Source organism: Micromonospora sp. CA-248260, assembly GCF_050942205.1.
GTDB classification, from domain to species: Bacteria; Actinomycetota; Actinomycetes; order Mycobacteriales; family Micromonosporaceae; genus Micromonospora; species Micromonospora antibiotica.
On sequence record NZ_CP192021.1, the window covers coordinates 1,016,320 to 1,033,367 of the forward strand.

At 72.8% G+C, this 17,048-nt stretch carries 15 protein-coding genes; 5 read left to right on the forward strand and 10 right to left on the reverse strand.

What is annotated here, in order from left to right; genetic code table 11:
* Nucleotides 1-73: 73 nt before the first annotated feature.
* A complete protein-coding gene (locus ACQP2H_RS04805) occupies nt 74-877 on the reverse strand; it encodes an SGNH/GDSL hydrolase family protein (protein ID WP_208568535.1) in 804 nt (267 codons plus the stop codon).
* An 85-nt stretch (nt 878-962) separates the two neighbouring features.
* The gene (locus ACQP2H_RS04810; protein WP_357536273.1) at nt 963-2,012 is read right to left on the reverse strand and encodes an SGNH/GDSL hydrolase family protein; all 1,050 of its coding nucleotides are present in this window, start codon (nt 2,010-2,012) and stop codon (nt 963-965) included.
* A 182-nt stretch (nt 2,013-2,194) separates the two neighbouring features.
* On the opposite strand from ACQP2H_RS04810, the gene ACQP2H_RS04815 reads away from it, so the two are divergent.
* The 3 genes from ACQP2H_RS04815 (at nt 2,195) to ACQP2H_RS04825 (ending at nt 5,076) form a co-directional block, all read left to right on the forward strand.
* A complete protein-coding gene (locus ACQP2H_RS04815) occupies nt 2,195-2,551 on the forward strand; it encodes a YkvA family protein (protein ID WP_204928292.1) in 357 nt (118 codons plus the stop codon).
* A gap of 75 nt (nt 2,552-2,626) precedes the next feature.
* A complete protein-coding gene (locus ACQP2H_RS04820) occupies nt 2,627-3,997 on the forward strand; it encodes a cystathionine beta-synthase (RefSeq protein ID WP_208568533.1) in 1,371 nt (456 codons plus the stop codon).
* Nucleotides 3,998-4,167: 170 nt separating this feature from the next.
* Nucleotides 4,168-5,076, forward strand: a complete 909-nt coding sequence (locus tag ACQP2H_RS04825) for an intradiol ring-cleavage dioxygenase (RefSeq protein ID WP_219467229.1) — start codon at nt 4,168-4,170, stop codon at nt 5,074-5,076.
* 3 nt (nt 5,077-5,079) lie between these two features.
* Here ACQP2H_RS04825 and ACQP2H_RS04830 read toward each other — a convergent pair whose 3' ends face one another.
* Nucleotides 5,080-5,598, reverse strand: a complete 519-nt coding sequence (locus ACQP2H_RS04830) for a GNAT family N-acetyltransferase (RefSeq protein ID WP_357536275.1) — start codon at nt 5,596-5,598, stop codon at nt 5,080-5,082.
* Nucleotides 5,595-6,524 carry a ribonuclease Z gene (locus tag ACQP2H_RS04835; protein ID WP_357536277.1) on the reverse strand — a complete coding sequence of 310 codons (930 nt, stop codon included), beginning with the start codon at nt 6,522-6,524 and terminating at the stop codon, nt 5,595-5,597. Before ACQP2H_RS04835 ends, ACQP2H_RS04830 begins: the two co-directional genes overlap by 4 nt.
* A 473-nt stretch (nt 6,525-6,997) precedes the next feature.
* On the opposite strand from ACQP2H_RS04835, the gene ACQP2H_RS04840 reads away from it, so the two are divergent.
* Nucleotides 6,998-8,716: an alpha/beta hydrolase domain-containing protein gene (locus ACQP2H_RS04840; protein ID WP_219467235.1), complete on the forward strand. Its 1,719-nt coding sequence runs from the start codon at nt 6,998-7,000 to the stop codon at nt 8,714-8,716.
* Nucleotides 8,717-8,862: 146 nt separating this feature from the next.
* Here ACQP2H_RS04840 and ACQP2H_RS04845 read toward each other — a convergent pair whose 3' ends face one another.
* From ACQP2H_RS04845 to ACQP2H_RS04870, 6 genes are all read right to left on the reverse strand, one after another.
* Nucleotides 8,863-10,038, reverse strand: coding sequence for an osmoprotectant NAGGN system M42 family peptidase (locus tag ACQP2H_RS04845; RefSeq protein WP_357536279.1), 1,176 nt, complete (start codon nt 10,036-10,038; stop codon nt 8,863-8,865).
* Nucleotides 10,035-11,864 (reverse strand): N-acetylglutaminylglutamine synthetase, encoded by a 1,830-nt coding sequence (ngg, locus tag ACQP2H_RS04850; protein WP_433231281.1) that lies wholly within the window; start codon nt 11,862-11,864, stop codon nt 10,035-10,037. Before ngg ends, ACQP2H_RS04845 begins: the two co-directional genes overlap by 4 nt.
* Nucleotides 11,865-11,866: 2 nt before the next feature.
* On the reverse strand, nt 11,867-13,657 hold the full coding sequence (locus ACQP2H_RS04855) for an N-acetylglutaminylglutamine amidotransferase (RefSeq protein WP_433231284.1): 1,791 nt from the start codon (nt 13,655-13,657) through the stop codon (nt 11,867-11,869).
* Nucleotides 13,658-13,942: 285 nt separating this feature from the next.
* Nucleotides 13,943-14,509, reverse strand: coding sequence for a GrpB family protein (locus ACQP2H_RS04860; protein ID WP_219467242.1), 567 nt, complete (start codon nt 14,507-14,509; stop codon nt 13,943-13,945).
* Nucleotides 14,510-14,586: 77 nt separating this feature from the next.
* On the reverse strand, nt 14,587-15,249 hold the full coding sequence (gene msrA / locus ACQP2H_RS04865) for a peptide-methionine (S)-S-oxide reductase MsrA (RefSeq protein ID WP_208568525.1): 663 nt from the start codon (nt 15,247-15,249) through the stop codon (nt 14,587-14,589).
* A gap of 109 nt (nt 15,250-15,358) precedes the next feature.
* Complete coding sequence (locus ACQP2H_RS04870) at nt 15,359-15,772, reverse strand: HIT family protein (protein ID WP_219467262.1); 414 nt, start codon at nt 15,770-15,772, stop codon at nt 15,359-15,361.
* A 125-nt stretch (nt 15,773-15,897) separates the two neighbouring features.
* Here ACQP2H_RS04870 and ACQP2H_RS04875 point away from each other — a divergent pair, with 125 nt between their 5' ends.
* On the forward strand, nt 15,898-17,037 hold the full coding sequence (locus ACQP2H_RS04875) for a cystathionine gamma-synthase (protein WP_219467265.1): 1,140 nt from the start codon (nt 15,898-15,900) through the stop codon (nt 17,035-17,037).
* Nucleotides 17,038-17,048: the final 11 nt, after the last annotated feature.

Genomic DNA, 17,048 nt, shown 5'->3' on the forward strand with positions numbered 1-17,048 from the left:
ACGCCCGGCCGCCGGGCGGGGTATGCCGGACCGCCGGGCGGTTACGCCGGACCGCCGTGCGTTCCGGGGCCGGTCAGTGCCGGGAGGCGACGTTCGCGGCGGCGACCACCGCCGGCAGCAGGGCGTGCGCCCACACCCGGTAACCGTCGGCGGACGGGTGGAAGCCGTCGTGACACAGCGTCCCGGCGTCGGCCCGGAACACCGGCCCGGTCTCCGTACCCAGGTCGACGACCGTGCCCCCGGCGTCCAGCACGGCGGCGGTCTGTGCCCTCGCGACCCGCCGGCCCGACCACCCGATCACCTGCCGCAGCGGCGGGGCCACCGCGCGCACCGCCCCCAGGTCCGGGCAGGTGCCGACGACGACCTCGACCCGGGCCTCCCGCAGCCGGCGCACCGCCGAGGCGAGGTACGCCGCCGCCTCCAACGGCCGGCTCATCGCCGTGGCGTCGTTCGCCCCGATCAGCACCACCGCCACGTCCGGCCGGTCCCCGAGCAGCGCCCGCGCCACCTGGGTGGACAGATCGGTGGAGCGGGAGCCGGAGACACCCACGCTGGACAGGTGCACCCGACGACCGGTCGGCCCCTCGGCCAGCAGGTAGGCGAGTTGACCGCCGACCGTCTCGTCGAAGCGGCCCACCCCGACACCGAGCGCCGAGGAGTCCCCGAGCAGCACCAGCCGCAGCGGTGGGGCACCGGCCCGGCCGACCGTGGCCCGCAGCGCCAGGCCCAGTTCGGGCTGGGCGTAGTCGCGGTTGCGGGCCGCCACCGCCTGGCCGGCGAGCACCGCCGCCCCGCCGATCGTCCCGGCGACCAGGGAGACCGCCGCGGCCTTACCGAGGCGTACGGCCAGCTCGCCGCCCACGGACCGGCCCGTCATGGCGTCACCGTCGGCAGGTGCACGTCGATGCCGACCGGCGCTGCGTGGCATTCGTGGCACCCGGTGGTTCGCTCGCTGTGCTCGCTCATGCCAGTTCCTCCAGTTGGGGTGAGTCGGCGGCGGCACCGGACTGCGGCACCGCGCCGACGCCGAAGAAGGCCCGCCGCCGCAGTTGCGCCCAGCGGCCGGCGGGGCCGCGCTCCCGACCCCGGAACTGCGCGCCGCTGACCTCCGTGCCGGCGTGCCGGGCTGCTTCCTGGGCGGCCTCGGGCAGCGACCGCACGCCGTCGCTCCGGCCCGGGGCGGGTCGGCGTTCCCCGCCGCCGAGCGCCGACACTACGGTCGGCAGGAGCGCGGCGGCGGCCATCGCGTACCCCTCGGCGGAAGGGTGGAACCGGTCCGAGGCGAACATCCGGGTCGGTTCGGCGGAGAACCGGGGGCCGAGCAGGTCACCGAGGGAGACCGTCCAGCCGCCCGCCTCGACCACCGCGACCGTCTGGGCGGCGGCGAGCTGCCGGCTCCACCGGCGGGCCAACCAGCGCAGCGGGGGTTGGATCGGCTGGATCGCGCCCAGGTCGGGGCAGGTCCCGACGACCACCTCGCAGCCGGCGGCGCGCAGCGCGCGGACCGCGTCGACCAGGTGCCGGACCGCCACGGAGTATGGCGACCGGTTGGTGACGTCGTTGCCGCCGACCATGATCACCGCGATGTCCGGCGCGCATTCCAGGGCGGCCTCGACCTGCGGCCGGAGCCCGGCGGAGAGTGCGCCGACCACGGCGAAGCGGTGCACCCGTACGGCCCGGTGCAGTCGCCGGGACAGCCCGGTGGCCAGCAGCGAACCCAGGGTCTCCCGCCGCCGCAGCACCCCGTAACTGGCGGCGGAGGAGTCGCCGAGGATCACCATGGTCAGCGGTGTCCCGGGGATCTTGGCGCCGTAGACGCCGTCGCAGCGCGGCGGTGGGGCCTGCGCCATCGGGATGGTGCGTCGGGCCTGCCGGGCCTGGCCGAGCAGCACCCCGCCGGTCGCGGCGACGGCCGCCGCGGTGGCGCCCGTGCCGATCGCCGCCAGCCGGGCGACCTGTCGGGCGCGATGCCAGCGCGGAACCACCGGTACGACGGAACCAGCCACCCCCATACAGCGACATTATCGCGCCGTGACGGCCCCCCGCTTCCGTCGGGACGGTCGGTTTCCCGGCTGGGCCGCGACGATTCTGGGTACCTGATCCGGTGGCGGGGCCCACCTGCGGTCGCCCCGCCGCAGGTGGCGACGGCTTGCGCCGGACAGTCACGCTGGTCGGTGGAGAGGGGCTGGATGAGATGGGTAGGACATTGAAGCGGACCGCGGCCTTCACGGCGTTGGCCCGGTCGCTGGCGGCGGGTGCCCGGGGTGGCCCGTCGTTGGGTGCCCGGCTGGCGGCGCTGCCCCGGATGATCCGGGCGACCGCCCGGGGCGAGTACGACGGCGGGCTGCGGCTGGCGATGATGACGGCGGCGACGGTCTACGTCGTGTCGCCTGTCGACCTGGTGCCGGAGCTGTTCCTGACCGTGCTCGGTCTGGTGGACGACGCCGTGATGGTCACCTGGCTGGCCGGCAGCGTGCTGTCGGAGACCGAGCGCTTCCTGGAGTGGGAGGCGCGTCGGGCCTCCGTCATCCCCGGTCATGTGACGCTCTGAGGGCACGTACCCTGAGCGACGAAGGACCGTCTGCCAGGCCGCCGTCGCCGGCGCCGCAACGAAGGGCACAACGAGGTGCAGTACTACGACAACGTCGTCGACCTGATCGGCAACACCCCGCTGGTACGACTGCGCAACGTCACCGAGGGCATCAGCGCGACCGTGCTGGCGAAGGTGGAATACCTCAACCCCGGCGGCTCGGTCAAGGACCGGATCGCGCTGCGGATGGTGGAGGACGCCGAGGCCGCCGGGCTGCTCAGGCCCGGCGGCACCATCGTCGAGCCGACCAGCGGCAACACCGGTGTCGGGCTGGCCCTGGTGGCCCAGCTCAAGGGCTACCACTGCGTCTTCGTCTGCCCCGACAAGGTCAGCCAGGACAAGCAGGACGTGCTGCGCGCGTACGGGGCGGAGGTGGTGGTCTGCCCGACCGCCGTCGCCCCGGAGGACCCCCGCTCCTACTACAACGTCTCCGACCGGCTGGCCCGGGAGATCCCCGGCGCGTGGAAGCCCGACCAGTACAGCAACCCGGCCAACCCGCGCTCGCACTACGAGACCACCGGCCCGGAGCTGTGGAAGCAGACCGGGGGCGGGCTCACCCACTTCGTCACCGGGGTCGGCACCGGCGGCACCATCACCGGCATCGGGCGTTACCTCAAGGAGGCTTCCGAGGGGCGGGTCAGGGTGATCGGGGCGGACCCGGAGGGCTCGGTCTACTCCGGGGGCACCGGCCGGCCGTACCTGGTCGAGGGTGTCGGTGAGGACTTCTGGCCGGCGACGTACGACCGGGAGGTCGCCGACGAGATCATCGAGGTGTCCGACAAGGCGTCCTTCGAGATGACCCGGCGGCTGGCCCGCGAGGAGGGGCTGCTCGTCGGCGGCTCCTGCGGGATGGCCGTGGTGGCGGCGCTGGAGGTGGCCCGTGCCGCCGGCCCGGACGACGTGGTCGTGGTGCTGCTGCCGGACAGCGGCAAGGGCTACCTGTCCAAGATTTTCAACGACCGGTGGATGGCCCGGTACGGCTTCCTCGACCACCCCGGCACCGAGCCGACCGTCGCCGACGCGCTGGCCGGCAAGCCGGGCGGCCTGCCCGAACTGGTGCACGTCCACCCGACCGAGACGGTCCGCGACGCCATCGACTACATGCGTGAGTACGGCGTCTCCCAGCTCCCGGTGCTCAAGGCCGAGCCGCCGGTGGTCACCGGCGAGGTGGCCGGCTCGATCGCCGAGCGGGACCTGCTGGACGCCCTGTTCACCGGTCAGGCCCACCTGCACGACACCATCGAGCGGCACATGGGTGACCCGCTGCCGATGGTCGGTGGCGGCCAGCCGGTGAGCGAGGCGGTGGGCCTGCTGGAGAAGTCCGATGCGGCGCTGGTGCTGGTCGACGGCAAGCCCAAGGGCGTGCTGACCCGTCAGGACCTGCTCGCCCACCTCGGCGCACGCTGATCCGACGCCGCTGCGGGGCCCCTTCCGACGGGAGGGGCCCGCAGCGTGTCCGGGCCGGTCGCCGTCGGGTCGACCATTCACAGCACGGGCACAGGGGCAGCACAGAGGGCATCCGAGCAGCCTCCCTACGGTCGGGTGAGCCGAGAGGCACCGACCACGGGAGGAACGACATGCGACACGACCTGGACCACCACGAGGGGCAGCGGGTCAGCCGTCGGCGGCTGATCGCGGGGGTCGGCTCGATCGGGCTGGCCGGCCTGCTCGCGGCCTGCGGCCGGGACAGCGGCACGGTCACCACGTCGACCGGCCAGACCGTGTCCCCCCAGGCGACCGCCAGCACGTCGGCCGACCTGGCTGCGCTGTTCGGCGCGGCGAACACCTGCACGTTGACCGCGAGCACCACCCAGGGCCCGTACTACTTCGACGCCGACAAGATCCGCAACGACATCCGGGAGGACCGGGCGGGCACCCGGCTGCGGGTGGCGATCCGGGTGCAGGACAGCGAGCAGTGCGGACCGTTGGCCAACGCCGTCGTGGAGATCTGGCACTGTGACGCCGAGGGCCTGTACTCGGGTGCCGAGGCGCAGTCGTCCGGTGCGTCGGGCGGCGGCGCTCCGTCCGGCGGCAATCCGCCCGGCGGCGCGTCGGGTGGCACCCCGCCCACCGGCACCCCGCCAGGGGGTGGGGCGGCCCCGGGCGGCGGCGCCGAGGGGTCGGCGGCGGACCTGACGCCGACCGACGACAAGCGCTACCTGCGCGGCGCCCAGGTCACCAACGCCGACGGGATCGTCGAGTTCACCACCATCTGGCCGGGCTGGTACCGGGGCCGCACCACGCACATCCACGCGATGGTGCACCTGGGCGACGACCGGGTGCTCACCACCCAGATGATGTTCGACGAGGCGCTCAACACCCGGGTGTACGCCGCCGCGCCGTACGCCGCGCACACCGGGCGGGACACCTTCAACGACAACGACAACATCTTTGCCGAGAGCATGCTGATGAAGGTGGTCGAGGACGGCGACGGGTATCTATCAGTGATCAACTTCTCGGTCGACGCGGACCAGGACGGCACCTGACGGTCAGCAGCCGGGCAGCTGCCGGGCGTAGCGCAGCTGCGGGGTGCGGGTGGGGCCGATCCGTTCGTCCCGGCGATCGCCGGTGGCCCGCCAGCCGCCGCGCTCGTAGAAGTGCCGGGCGGGGGCGTTGCTCTCCAGCACCCACAGCACCGCCCGACGCCAGCCCCGGACCCGCATGGTGTCCAACGCGTCCACCATCAGCGCCCGGCCGGTGCCCCGGCCCCGCTCGGCCGGGTCGAGGTGGATGGCGTTGAGCAGCCCGGTCGCCGGGTCGCCCCCGTCGTCCGGGCCGAGGTAGCTGAACCCGACCAGCCGGCCGTCCCGCTCGGCCACGGTCATCAGGTGCTCGTCGCGTTCCCACGTCCACCGCTCGACCCAGTACGCCCCCATTGCCTCGGGCGTCGGGTCGGCCAACGCCTCGGGCGGCAGGAACGACGAGTAGGCCGCGATCCGGGACCGCTGGTGCAGGGCGCCCACCGGCATCAGGTCGTCGGCGACGGCGGGACGGAGCGTGACGGTCACCCGGCCGAGGCTACCCGCCGGGGCGGGACCGGCACGGTGGTCAGGTCCTCGGCGATCACCAGCTCCCCGGTGAAGTGCTCGCGGGCCTCGTCGTGGAAGCGGCGCGGGTCGGCGTACCGCTGGGAGAAGTGGGTGAGCACCAGGGTGCGTACCCCGGACTCGGTGGCGACCCGGGCGGCCTGGCCGGCGGTCAGGTGGCCGACCTCGGCGGCGAGCGCGGTCTCCGACGCCAGGAACGTCGACTCGATGACCAGCAGGTCGGCGTGTTCGGCGAGGGCGTACACCCCGTCGCAGAGGCCGGTGTCCATCACGAAGGCGAACCGCTGCCCCGGCCGGACCACGCTCACCTCGTCCCGGGTGACGCGGCGTCCGCCGACGTCCAGGTGCCCGACGCGCAGCAGCTCGCCGACCGCCGGCCCACCGATGCCGTACGCGGACAGCCGCTCCGGCAGCATCCGGCAGCCGTCCGGCTCGACCAGCCGGTAGCCGTACGTCTCGACGGGGTGCCGCAGCCGGCGGGCCTCCAGCGTGCCGACGCCCAGGGTGATCCGTTGCCCGTCGGTGGTGATCGGTTCGACGGCCAGCTCGGCGGTCTCGTGGAAGCTGCTGGCGTGCCGCAACCTGGCGAAGTATTCGGCGCCTCCGGCGGGGAAGTGCACCGCCACCGGGTGCGGCACCCGGTCCAGGGAGAGCCGTTGGATGGTGCCGGGTAGGCCGAGGCAGTGGTCGCCGTGGAAGTGGGTGACGCAGATCCGGGTGAGGTCGGTGGCGGTGACCCCGGTGTGCAGGAGTTGGCGCTGGCTGCCCTCGCCCGGGTCGAAGAGGATCACCTCGTCGTCCCAGCGCAGCACGTAGCCGTTGTGGTTGCGCAGCCGGGTGGGGGTCTGGCTGGCCGTACCGAGCACCGTCAGCTCACGCATGGACACCGCCGGCCTCCTCCGGAGACGAAGCGACCCCCGGGGCTTCCGTGCTCGCGCACGGGCCGACTGGACTGGGTCGGCACCCCGGGGGTCGGGTGGCTGTCGTGGTTTCGCCGCACCGCTGCCACACGGTCTCGACGATCATGCTTGGTCGTTCACTGTCGAGGACAGCGGCTAGCGGACAGCCACCTCACGAGTCCGATTGCTATACAAGTCTGGACCACCTCCTTTCCCGTGTACCGCCACGCTACCCACTGCGCCCCGGGTGCCGGTAGTGATTTTTCGCGCGATCCCGCAGACGGCGTCATGCCGGCGGGGGAGGGTCGCAGGCCGGCGACTTTTGCTCAAGTCGGCGAAAGTTCGTGCTCGTCTGGCCTATCTTTCGCCTGAAGTGAGCATTACTCTCTGCCCCACAGTGGCCACGTCTCGCCGCTGCCGCCCGAGTCGTCCCCTCGGTCGCTCCCCCCGTGAGGTGAACCGTGCCCGTTTCGTCCACCACCCGCAGGAACACCCGACGATGTCTCACCCTCGGCCTGGTCGGTGCGCTGGCCGTCGCCACCGGCCCGGTCCACCCGGCGACCGCAGCCGCGCCGACCACGCCCCGGCCGTCCACCGCCACCGGCGCGACCGTGGCGAACCCGGTGGTCGCCGGGCCGATCGCCCGGACCACCCCGGTCGGCGACCCCGGTCACGGCTACCCGTTCCTCGCCACCGACGTCAACCTGGCCGCCGCCGGCTACGTCGAGGAGGAGTTCTTCCTCTTCGGCACCGCCACCCGGTACGCCGTGCAGGGCACCCAGAACGCGACCACCCTCGGCACCGACCAGCCGTACGGCACCCGGCTGGTGGTCCGCCGGCCGGCCAACACCACGAAGTTCAACGGTGTCGTCATCGCCGAGTGGAACAACGTCAGCAACCAGTGGGACCAGGAGGTCGACTGGTTCCAGTCGCACGAACACCTGATCCGCTCCGGCTACGCCTGGGTCGGGGTCTCCGCCCAGCGGGCCGGGCTGCACTCCGCCACCGGGCTCAAGGCGTGGAGCCCCACCCGGTACGGCCCGCTGGACGTCACCGTCGGCGGCACCGTCACCGACGACAGCCTCTCGTACGACATCTTCAGCCAGGCGGTGAAGGCGGTCCGCAACCCGACCGGCGTCGACCCGCTGGGCAAGCTGCCCGCCCCGCAGTACGTGATCGCCACCGGCCACTCGCAGTCGGCCGGCCGCCTCGCCAACTACTACAACGGCGTCCAGCAGTCGGCGAACGTCCTCGACGCGGTCGTCCTGCACGGCGGTGGCGGGGTGTTGCGCACCGACCTGACCACACCGGTGTTCCGGATCAACTCCGAGGGGGACGTGGCCAGCGGCATCCTGCCCGCGACGGCCCGCGCCCAGGCCGACTCGCCCGTCCTGCGCTCCTGGGAGGTGGCCGGCGCGTCGCACGGCGACTGGAAGCTGATCACCGACTACGGGCCGCTGCGCAAGCGGGACATCGGCAGCTACCCGGGCGGCTACCCGGGTGAACCGCAGACCTGCACGCTGCCCTCGCTGTCGCGCGTCCCGCAGCACATGGTGCAGAACGCGGTCTACGACCACACCGTCGCCTGGGTCGCCCGGCAGGTGGCCCCGCCCAGTGCCCCGCCGATCCAGACGACCACCACGACCCCGCCGGCCATCGCCCGCGACGACCTCGGGCTCGCCCTCGGCGGTATCCGGCTCGCCCAGCACCAGGTGCCGCTGCGGGTCAACAGCGGCAGCAACACCGGACCCGGCTTCTGCTTCCTCGACGGCAGTTCGGTGCCGCTGACCGACGCGCAACTCGCCACCCGATACCCGACCGTCGGGTCGTACGTGGACGCCAGCGTCGCGGCGACCCTCGCCGCCGCCGACGCCGGTCACCTGCCCGCGTCGTTCACCCGCGACCCCGCCTGGTACTCCGACCTGCGGTACCTGATCGCGGAGTACGTCGCCGCCGGCCGGATCACCGAGTACGTGGCGGCCCGGCTGACCGACCGGCTCCAGCGGGCCGAGCAGGCCGGCACCGCCGGCAACGCGGCCCGCGCCGGTGAACTGCTGGCGCAGCTGGCCGACCGGGCGCGGCAGCGGATCACCGGTGACCCGGCAGCCCGGGACGCGGTGCTGCGACCGACCGAGGCGCTGATTGCGCTCCTGCACGCGGCGGACCGCCGCAACCGGTGACCCGGCCGGGGTGGCCGGTGCGAAGGCGTCGGTCACCCGCCGGGCAGCGATCGACCCGGCCGGTGGGTGGCGGGCGCGACGCGGGCCGCCACCCACCGGCGACGTGACCGCCGGCCGGGCCGGTGGTCAGGGCTGCGCGGAGCCGGTCAGTCGATGCCGATCGGGCCCTCACGGGGGCCGTCTTCGTTGGCCGGCTGCACCGCCAGCGACGGGAAGTCGGCCAGGTCGCCCTCCGGCTCGGCGTCCCACTCGGGAAAGACCAGGTCGCTCTGGAGATAGAGGCAGAGCAACTGGGTCAGGTGGGCCAGGCCGTCCAGATGGGTGCGCTCGTGGCCGTGGGTGGCGTCCACCCCGAAACCGAGCAGCGCCACCCGGGCGTGCGCGCCCGCCTCGACCGCCGCCGCCACGTCCGAGCGGTAGTAGTCGAAGACGTCGCGGACCAGGTCCACCCCGTGTTCCCGGGCGATGGTGGCCAGGTTGCGGGTCAGGTGGTAGTCGAACGGGCCGACCCCGTCGCCCATCGCCAGGGTCGCCGCGTCCTCCCGGGACTGCTGGCCCGGCGCGACCACCGCCGCGTCCACCGAGACGATCTCGGCGACGTCCGGGTCCAGGCCGTGGCTGGCGCCGTGGCCGATCTCCTCGGTGACGGTGACCAGCAGGTGGGCGGTGACGGTGGGGGTGATACCGGCGTCCACCACCGCCTTGAACGCGGTCAGCACCGCCGCCACCCCGGCCTTGTCGTCCAGGTGCCGGGACTTCACGTAACCGGACGGGGTGACCATCGGGTTCGGCAGGAACGCCACGAAGTCGCCCGCGTCGATGCCCAGCGCCCGCAGGCCGGCGATGTCCTCGACCGGCTCGTCGACGCGTACCTCGACGTGCTGCCAGCCGACGCCCTGCAGGTCGACGTCGTCGTTGTAGCGGTGCCCGCTGGCCTTCAACGGCAACACCTGCCCGGTGACCACCCGGTCCAGGTCGTCGGTGAAGATCCGCACGTGCGCGCCCTCGGCGAACCGGGCCGAGTGGGTGCCGATGGTCTTCAGCTCCAGCCGGCCGTTCTCCTTGAGCCGCTTGACCATCCCGCCGATGGTGTCGGTGTGCACCACGATCGCCCGGTCGGCACCGGTCTGCCGGGGGCCGGGCAGGCAGGCGCTGAGCGCCCCCCGCCGGGTCAGCGTGGACGGGATGCCCAGCGCGGACAGGCGTTCCCCCACGTACTGCTGCACGTGGTCGGTACGCCCCGACGGGCTGGGGATGTCCAGCAACTCCACCAGCACCTGGCGCAGGTAGTCCAGGTCGATCTCCAGGGGCTTGAGGCTCACGCGACCCCTCCGGGCCCGGCCGGGCTCCAGAGGCGCTGCGGGGCCCGGGTGCCCGGGAAGAGCAGGTCCACGAAGCGCTCGGCGGTCGGCTGGGGCTCGTGGTTGGCCAGCCCCGGCCGCTCGTTCGCCTCGATGAACACGTGCTCGGGCTGGTCGGGGGCGGGGACCAGCAGGTCCAGCCCGGTCACCGGGATGTCCAGGGCCCGGCTCGCCGCCACGCAGGCGGTGGCGATCGTCGGGTGCAGTTCGGCCGTCACGTCGTGGATTGTGCCACCGGTGTGGAGGTTCGCCGTCCGGCGCACCGCCAGCACCCGCCCCTCGGGCAGCACGTCGTCCATCCGGTGCCCGGCCTCGGCCACCACCTCGCGGGTCATCTCGTCGATCGGGATGCGGGACTCCCCGCCGGTGGCGGCGGCCCGGCGTCGGCTCTGCCGCTCGATCAGCGCGGTGACGTCGTGCACCCCGTCACCGGTGATCTGCGCCGGTCGGCGTACGGCGGCGGCCACCACCTCATGGTCGATCACGATCACCCGCAGGTCCTCGCCCGCGCGCAGCTCCTCGATCAGCACGTCGGGGCAGAACCGGCGGGCCAGCTCGACGGCCGTGGCCAACGCCTCGGCGGTGCGTACCCCGACGGTGATGCCGTTGCCCTGCTCGCCCCGGGCCGGCTTGACCACCACCGGGCCGACGTCGGTGAGGAAGGCCAGGTCGTCGGCGTCGCCGGTGGCGGTCCGGCCACGCGGCACCGACAGGCCCGCCTCGGTGAGGATGCGCCGGGTGACCCGCTTGTCGTCGCAGCGGCTCATCGCCACCGCCGAGGTCAGCTCGGACAGCGACTCGCGGGTGACGATCGTCCGGCCGCCGTTGGTCAGCCGCAGCTCACCCCAGTGCGCGTCGGTGACCTCCACCCGGATGCCGCGCCGCATCGCCTCGTCGGCGACGATCCTCGCGTACGGGTTCAGCTCGTCGTAGCCCGCCGGGGTGGCCGGCAGGAACAGCCGTTCGTTGATCGGGTTCTTCCGCTTGACGCAGAGCGTGCCGGTGCGGTGGAAACCCAACCGCTCGTAGAGCCGGATCGCGCCGGAGTTCTCGGCCAGCACCGACAGGTCGACGAACGCCCGGCCCCGCTCGTCGAGCCGGTCGGCCAGCTCGGTGAGCAGGGCCTGACCGGTGCCGGGCGGGGCGGTGTTGAAGTCGACGGTCAGGCACCACAGGCTCGCGCCGTTCTCCCGGTCGCCGAAGACCGCCACGTGGTCGACGCCGGTGATGGTGCCGACGATCTCCCCGGTGCTCGCCTCGGCCACCAGGTGCAGGAACCGGTCGGTGCCGGCGTTGTCGACGAGCACCTCCACCGGCGCGGTGACCATGCCGTTGCGGGCGTAGATCCGGTTCACCGCGTCCGCGTCGTCGGCGTCGCGCAGCGGCCGGACGACCAGCCCCGGGATCTCCATCCGCCCGGTGGCCTCCGGGCGGCGCTCACCCAGCGGCAGCCGGTAGGTCAGCGACGGGTCGATGAACAGTTCGTCGGGCAGCCGGGACACCAGCACGTGCGGGTCGCGCAGGTAGATGCAGATGTCCCGGGAGCCGGCCGCCTCGGACCGCAGCACATGGGCCACCGCCACCTGCTCGTGGAAGGTCTGGCCGAACACCAGCCGCCCCCAGCCGCAGTCCAGGACCACGTCTGACGGCCCGGCCGGTTCCCGGCGCGGCTCCGGTGCGGTGGCCGGCGCGACCGGGTCACCGCCGGGGCCGATGCGTTCCCGGCGGCGGCCGAGCACCCGCTCCCGGTCGGTTCGGGCCGTGCCGGTCGCGAGGGTCTCGTTCACGGTCAGTCGATTCCGTGGCTCTGGAGCCACATTTCCAGGAGTCCCAGTTGCCACAGTTTGTTTCCGTTCAACGGGGTCAGTTCGGCGTTCGGGTCGGCGAGCAGCGCATTGACGTAGTCGGCACGGAACAGGTCGCGGCGGCGGGCCTGCGGCGCGGTGAGCGCGTCGCGGACCCGGTCGAGGAGCTTGCCCTCCAGGTGGGTCAGGCCGGGCACCGGGAAGTAACCCTTTGGGCGGTCGATCACCTCGTGCGGCAGGACCCGGCGGCCGATCTCCTTGAGCACGCCCTTGCCGCCCTGGGCCAGCTTCAGCTCGGGCGGGCAGCTCGCCGCCAGCTCCACGAACTCGTGGTCGAGGAACGGCACCCGGGCCTCCAGGCCGTGCGCCATGGTCATGTTGTCGACCCGCTTCACCGGGTCGTCGGTGAGCATGACCTGGGTGTCGATCCGCAGGCCGGCGTCGACGGCGGTCTGCGCCCCGGCCCGGCCCAGGTGGGCGGCGACGAACTCGCGCGCCGGATCGCCGTCGGCCAGCCACGCCGGGTTGAGCACCCGGGCCAGCCCGGCCGCGTCCCGGTCGAAGAACGCCTTCGCGTACGAGTCGAGGGCCTGCTCCCGGTCGATGCCGGCCAGTGGCGGGTACCAGTGGTAGCCGCCGAGGATCTCGTCCGCGCCCTGACCGGACTGGACCACCTTGACGTGCTTGGAGACCTTCTGGCTCAGCAGGTAGAAGGCGACGCAGTCGTGGCTGACCATCGGCTCGCTCATCGCGGCCACCGCCGCCTCCAGCGGCGGAACCAGGTCACCGGCGGCCACCTTGAGCTGGTGGTGGTCGGTGCCGAACGTCTTGGCCACCAGGTCGGAGTAGACGAACTCGTCGCCCTCCCGCCCGCCGACGGCGTCGAAGCCGATCGAGAAGGTGGACAGCCCGGAGCGGGTCTGCCCCTCGCCGGCCAGCAGCGCCACCACCAGGCTGGAGTCCAGGCCGCCGGAGAGCAGCACGCCCACCGGCACGTCGGCGACCATCCGCCGGCGTACGGCGGTGGTCAGCGACTCCAGCAGGGCGTCCTCCCAGTCCCGGGCCGACCAGTCGGCGCGCGACGCGTCCCGGGTGAACGACGGGTCCCAGTAGACCCGCTCGTGGGTGCGGCCGTCGGGCTCGTAGACCCGGACGGTGGCCGGGGGGAGTTTGGCCACGCCACGCAGGATGGTGCGCGGCGGCGGCACGATGCTGTGGAAGCTGAGGTAGTGCGACAGTGCCACCGGGTCGATGGTGGTGTCGATCCCGCCGCCGGCCAGCAGGGCGGGCAGGGTGCTGGCGAACCGCACCACGCCCGGCGTCTCGGCCAGGTAGAGCGGCTTGATGCCGAGCCGGTCCCGGGCCAGCACCAGCCGGCCGGTGTCCCGCTCGGTGATCGCGACGGCGAACATGCCGATCAGGTGGTCGACGAAGTCGAGCCCCCACTCGGCGTACGCCTTGACCACCACCTCGCTGTCGCCGGAGGAGAAGAAGCGGTGGCCCTTAGCCTGCAACTCCTGGCGCAGCTCGCGGTAGTTGTAGATGCAGCCGTTGAACACGCCGGTGAGCCCGGCGGCCGGGTCGACGATCGGTTGCCCGCTGGCGGCGGAGAGGTCGATGATCTTCAAGCGGCGGTGCCCGAGGGCGGTGGCCCCCTGTGACCACACTCCGCTGTCGTCGGGCCCCCGGTCACTCATCGTGGCCGCCATGCGTTCCACCGCCGACACATCGGCCCGGGAACCGTCACGCCGGAACTCTCCCGCAAGTCCGCACATGCCAGCCAATGCTGCCAGAGGTTGTTGCACTTCGCCTGTTGAGCTGATGTCGATGGTGTTACGGGATTGCTAGCATGTGCGCCACTCACCGTGACGGCCCCGCGCGGGCCGGCGTTCCTGCCCGGGGCCCGACGGGTGCCCGATTCGCCCCGGGCCCACGATGTGACAAACACCGCAGGCTCCGGAAAACGGCCGCCGGGCGGGTCGCCCGACGGCCGCTCGGTGTCCGGGTCGGTCAGCCGACCGTACGGGCCACCCCGACCGGGCAGCTCACACCGTCGGTGCTCATGCGTCGCTCGGGCCCGGCGACCACCCGGTCTCCTGGGCCCAGTCGTCGGCGCGACGGATGAGCGCCCAGGAGAACCCGGCCTTCGCGTTCGTGTAGGCGAGACCGTCGTGCGGATGTCTGGCGGCCAGGTCACGCTTGACCGCCGCGTACTCCTCGGCGGCCTGTGGATGCACCCGCAGGTAATCGCGGAACAGCAAGGGAAACTGCTCCGAGAAACTACCTGCCATCCGCACGTGGATGTGGGTACGCGGCTGCCCCGGCGGTTCCCGGAAGTACCGCTTCGTACGTTCCGGGTTCTTGTCCCGGAACACGTGTCCCAGGCTCTGCAACGGCACCCGGAAAGGCTCGTCGGGTGCCAACCGGGCCACCGAGATCTGTAGGTCGATCACCGGTTTGGCCGCCAGGCCCGGCACCGAGGTGGAGCCGATGTGGTCGATGCGCAGTGCCACATCGCCCAATGCCGCGCGCAGTGGACCCGCCACCTCCCGGAACCGTTGTGGCCAGGCCGGATCGTGATCGACGATTCTGATGACCCGCACACCCCCGGCCGGATCGTGACTCATCGGGCCCATACTCCCTCGCGCGTTCCTCGAACGGGCAGTTCCGCCCGCGATCACGGCCCTCACCTGCCGGGGCTCCCTCAGCCGGCGGTACGGGCCACCCCGACCGGGCAGCTCAACCCGTTCGGTCCGTGGTTGCAGTAGCCGTTCGGGTTCTTCGTCGGGGCCAGATACTGTTGGTGGTAGTCCTCGGCGAAGTAGTAGTCGCCCAGCGGGGCGATCTCGGTGGTGATCTCACCCTTGCCGGCCCGCGCCACGATCGGCGCGAACGCGTCCCGGGACGCCTGCGCGGTGGCCAGCTGCTCGTCGCTGGTGGTGTAGATCGTCGAGCGGTACTGGCTGCCGACGTCGTTGCCCTGACGCATGCCCTGGGTCGGGTCGTGGTTCTCCCAGAACACCTTGAGCAGGTCCTCGTAGCTGATCACGGTGGGCTCGTAGACCACCTGGACCACCTCGGCGTGCCCGGTCATCCCCGAACACACCTCCTCGTACGTCGGGTTGGCGCTGTAGCCGCCCGCGTAGCCGGCCGACGTCGTCAGCACCCCCGGGAGGGTCCAGAACAGCCGCTCGGCGCCCCAGAAGCAGCCCATGCCGAAGACGGCGACCTGGGCACCCTCCGGGAACGGGCCCTTCAGCGACGACGGCAGCACCTCGTGCCGGTCCCCGATCGGCATCGCGATCGGGCGGCCGGGCAGGGCCTGGTCGGGGCTGATCATCTCGGCCTTCATGCGGCGAAGGAACACGGTGGAACTCCTCTCGTACCTCTCCCCGCATGCAACACCGGCGGGCCCGTCTTCCTTACCCGCTGCGTCCCGGCTCTCGCCCCCGGGCCTCGCCGAATGTCGGCGGGTCTCAGGGCAGGGCGGCGGCGACCCGCCCGGCGTAGGAGTCGGCCTCGGCGTCGTCGGCGTAGCGGGTACGCGGCCAGAAGAAGCCGCGCAGGCCGTCGCCCTTGGTCCTCGGCACCACGTGGGTGTGCAGGTGCGGCACCGACTGGGACACCCGGTTGTTCATCGCCACGAAGGTCCCACCGGCCCCCAGACCGGATTCCACGGCCGCCGCCAGGCGCTGCACCAGGCCGAAGTAGCCGGACAGGTCGGCCGCCGGCAGGTCGGTCAGGGTGACCAGGTGGGCGCGGGGCACCACCAGGACGTGCCCCTTGAACACGGGCCGGGTGTCCAGGAACGCCACCCCGTCCGGCTCGTCGGCCACCCGGAACGCCGGCACCTCCCCGGCCACGATCTGACAGAACACGCACCCGCTCACCCGCGCAGCCTAGAGCCCTGCGCGCCCGCCCACCACGCGGAGTGGACGCCGCCGGGGCGCGGCGCGGGATGAGCGGGGGCGGGTTCCGCCCGGCGGGCGGGGCGGGGCGGACTAACGTCTGCGGGATGAGTCACGGCTTCGAGACGCTCGCCATCCACGCCGGCCAGGACCCGGAGGCCCGCACCGGCGCGGTGATCCCCCCGATCTACCAGACCAGCACGTACGCCCAGGACGCCGTCGGAGCGCCCCGGCAGGGCTACGAGTACAGCCGCTCCGGCAACCCCACCCGCGACGCGCTCCAGGAGTGCCTGGCCGCGCTGGAGGGGGGTCGGGTCGGGCTCGCCTTCGCCAGCGGCCTGGCCGCCGAGGACACCCTGCTGCGGACGGTCTGCTCGCCCGGCGACCACGTGGTGATCCCCGACGACGCGTACGGCGGCACCTACCGGCTGTTCGCCCGGGTCGCCGAGCGGTGGGGGCTGACGTACACGCCGGCGAAGGTCTCCGACGTCGACGCGGTCCGGGCCGCGATCCGTCCCGAGACGAAGATCGTCTGGGTGGAGACGCCGACGAACCCGCTGCTCGGCATCGCCGACATCGCCGCCCTGGCCGGGCTCGCGCACGAGGCCGGGGCGCTGCTGGCGGTCGACAACACGTTCGCCTCGCCGTACCTGCAGCAGCCGCTCGCGCACGGCGCGGACGTGGTGGTGCACTCCACCACCAAGTACGTCGGCGGGCACTCCGACGTGGTCGGTGGCGCGTTGATCGTCGCCGATCCGACCCTCGGCGACGAACTGCGCTACCACCAGAACGCGATGGGCGCGATCAACGGCCCGTTCGACGCCTGGCTGACCCTGCGCGGCATCAAGACCCTCGGGGTACGGATGGACCGGCACTGCGACAACGCCGAACGGATCGCCGCCTTCCTCGACGGGCACGCCAAGGTCGCCCAGGTCATCTACCCGGGCCTGCCGTCGCACCCCGGACACGAGGTGGCCGCCAAGCAGATGCGCCGCTTCGGCGGGATGATCTCCTTCCGGGCCGCCGGCGGTGAGGAACACGCCGTGCAGGTCTGCAACCGGGCCCGGCTGTTCGTCCTCGCCGAGTCGCTCGGCGGGGTGGAGTCCCTGATCGAGCACCCGGGCCGGATGACACACGCAAGTGCTGCCGGCTCGCCGCTTGAAGTTCCCGGCGATCTCGTGCGACTGTCTGTCGGCATCGAGACGGTCGACGACCTGCTCGCCGATCTGGAGCAGGCGCTGGGCTGACCGCGGGCTGG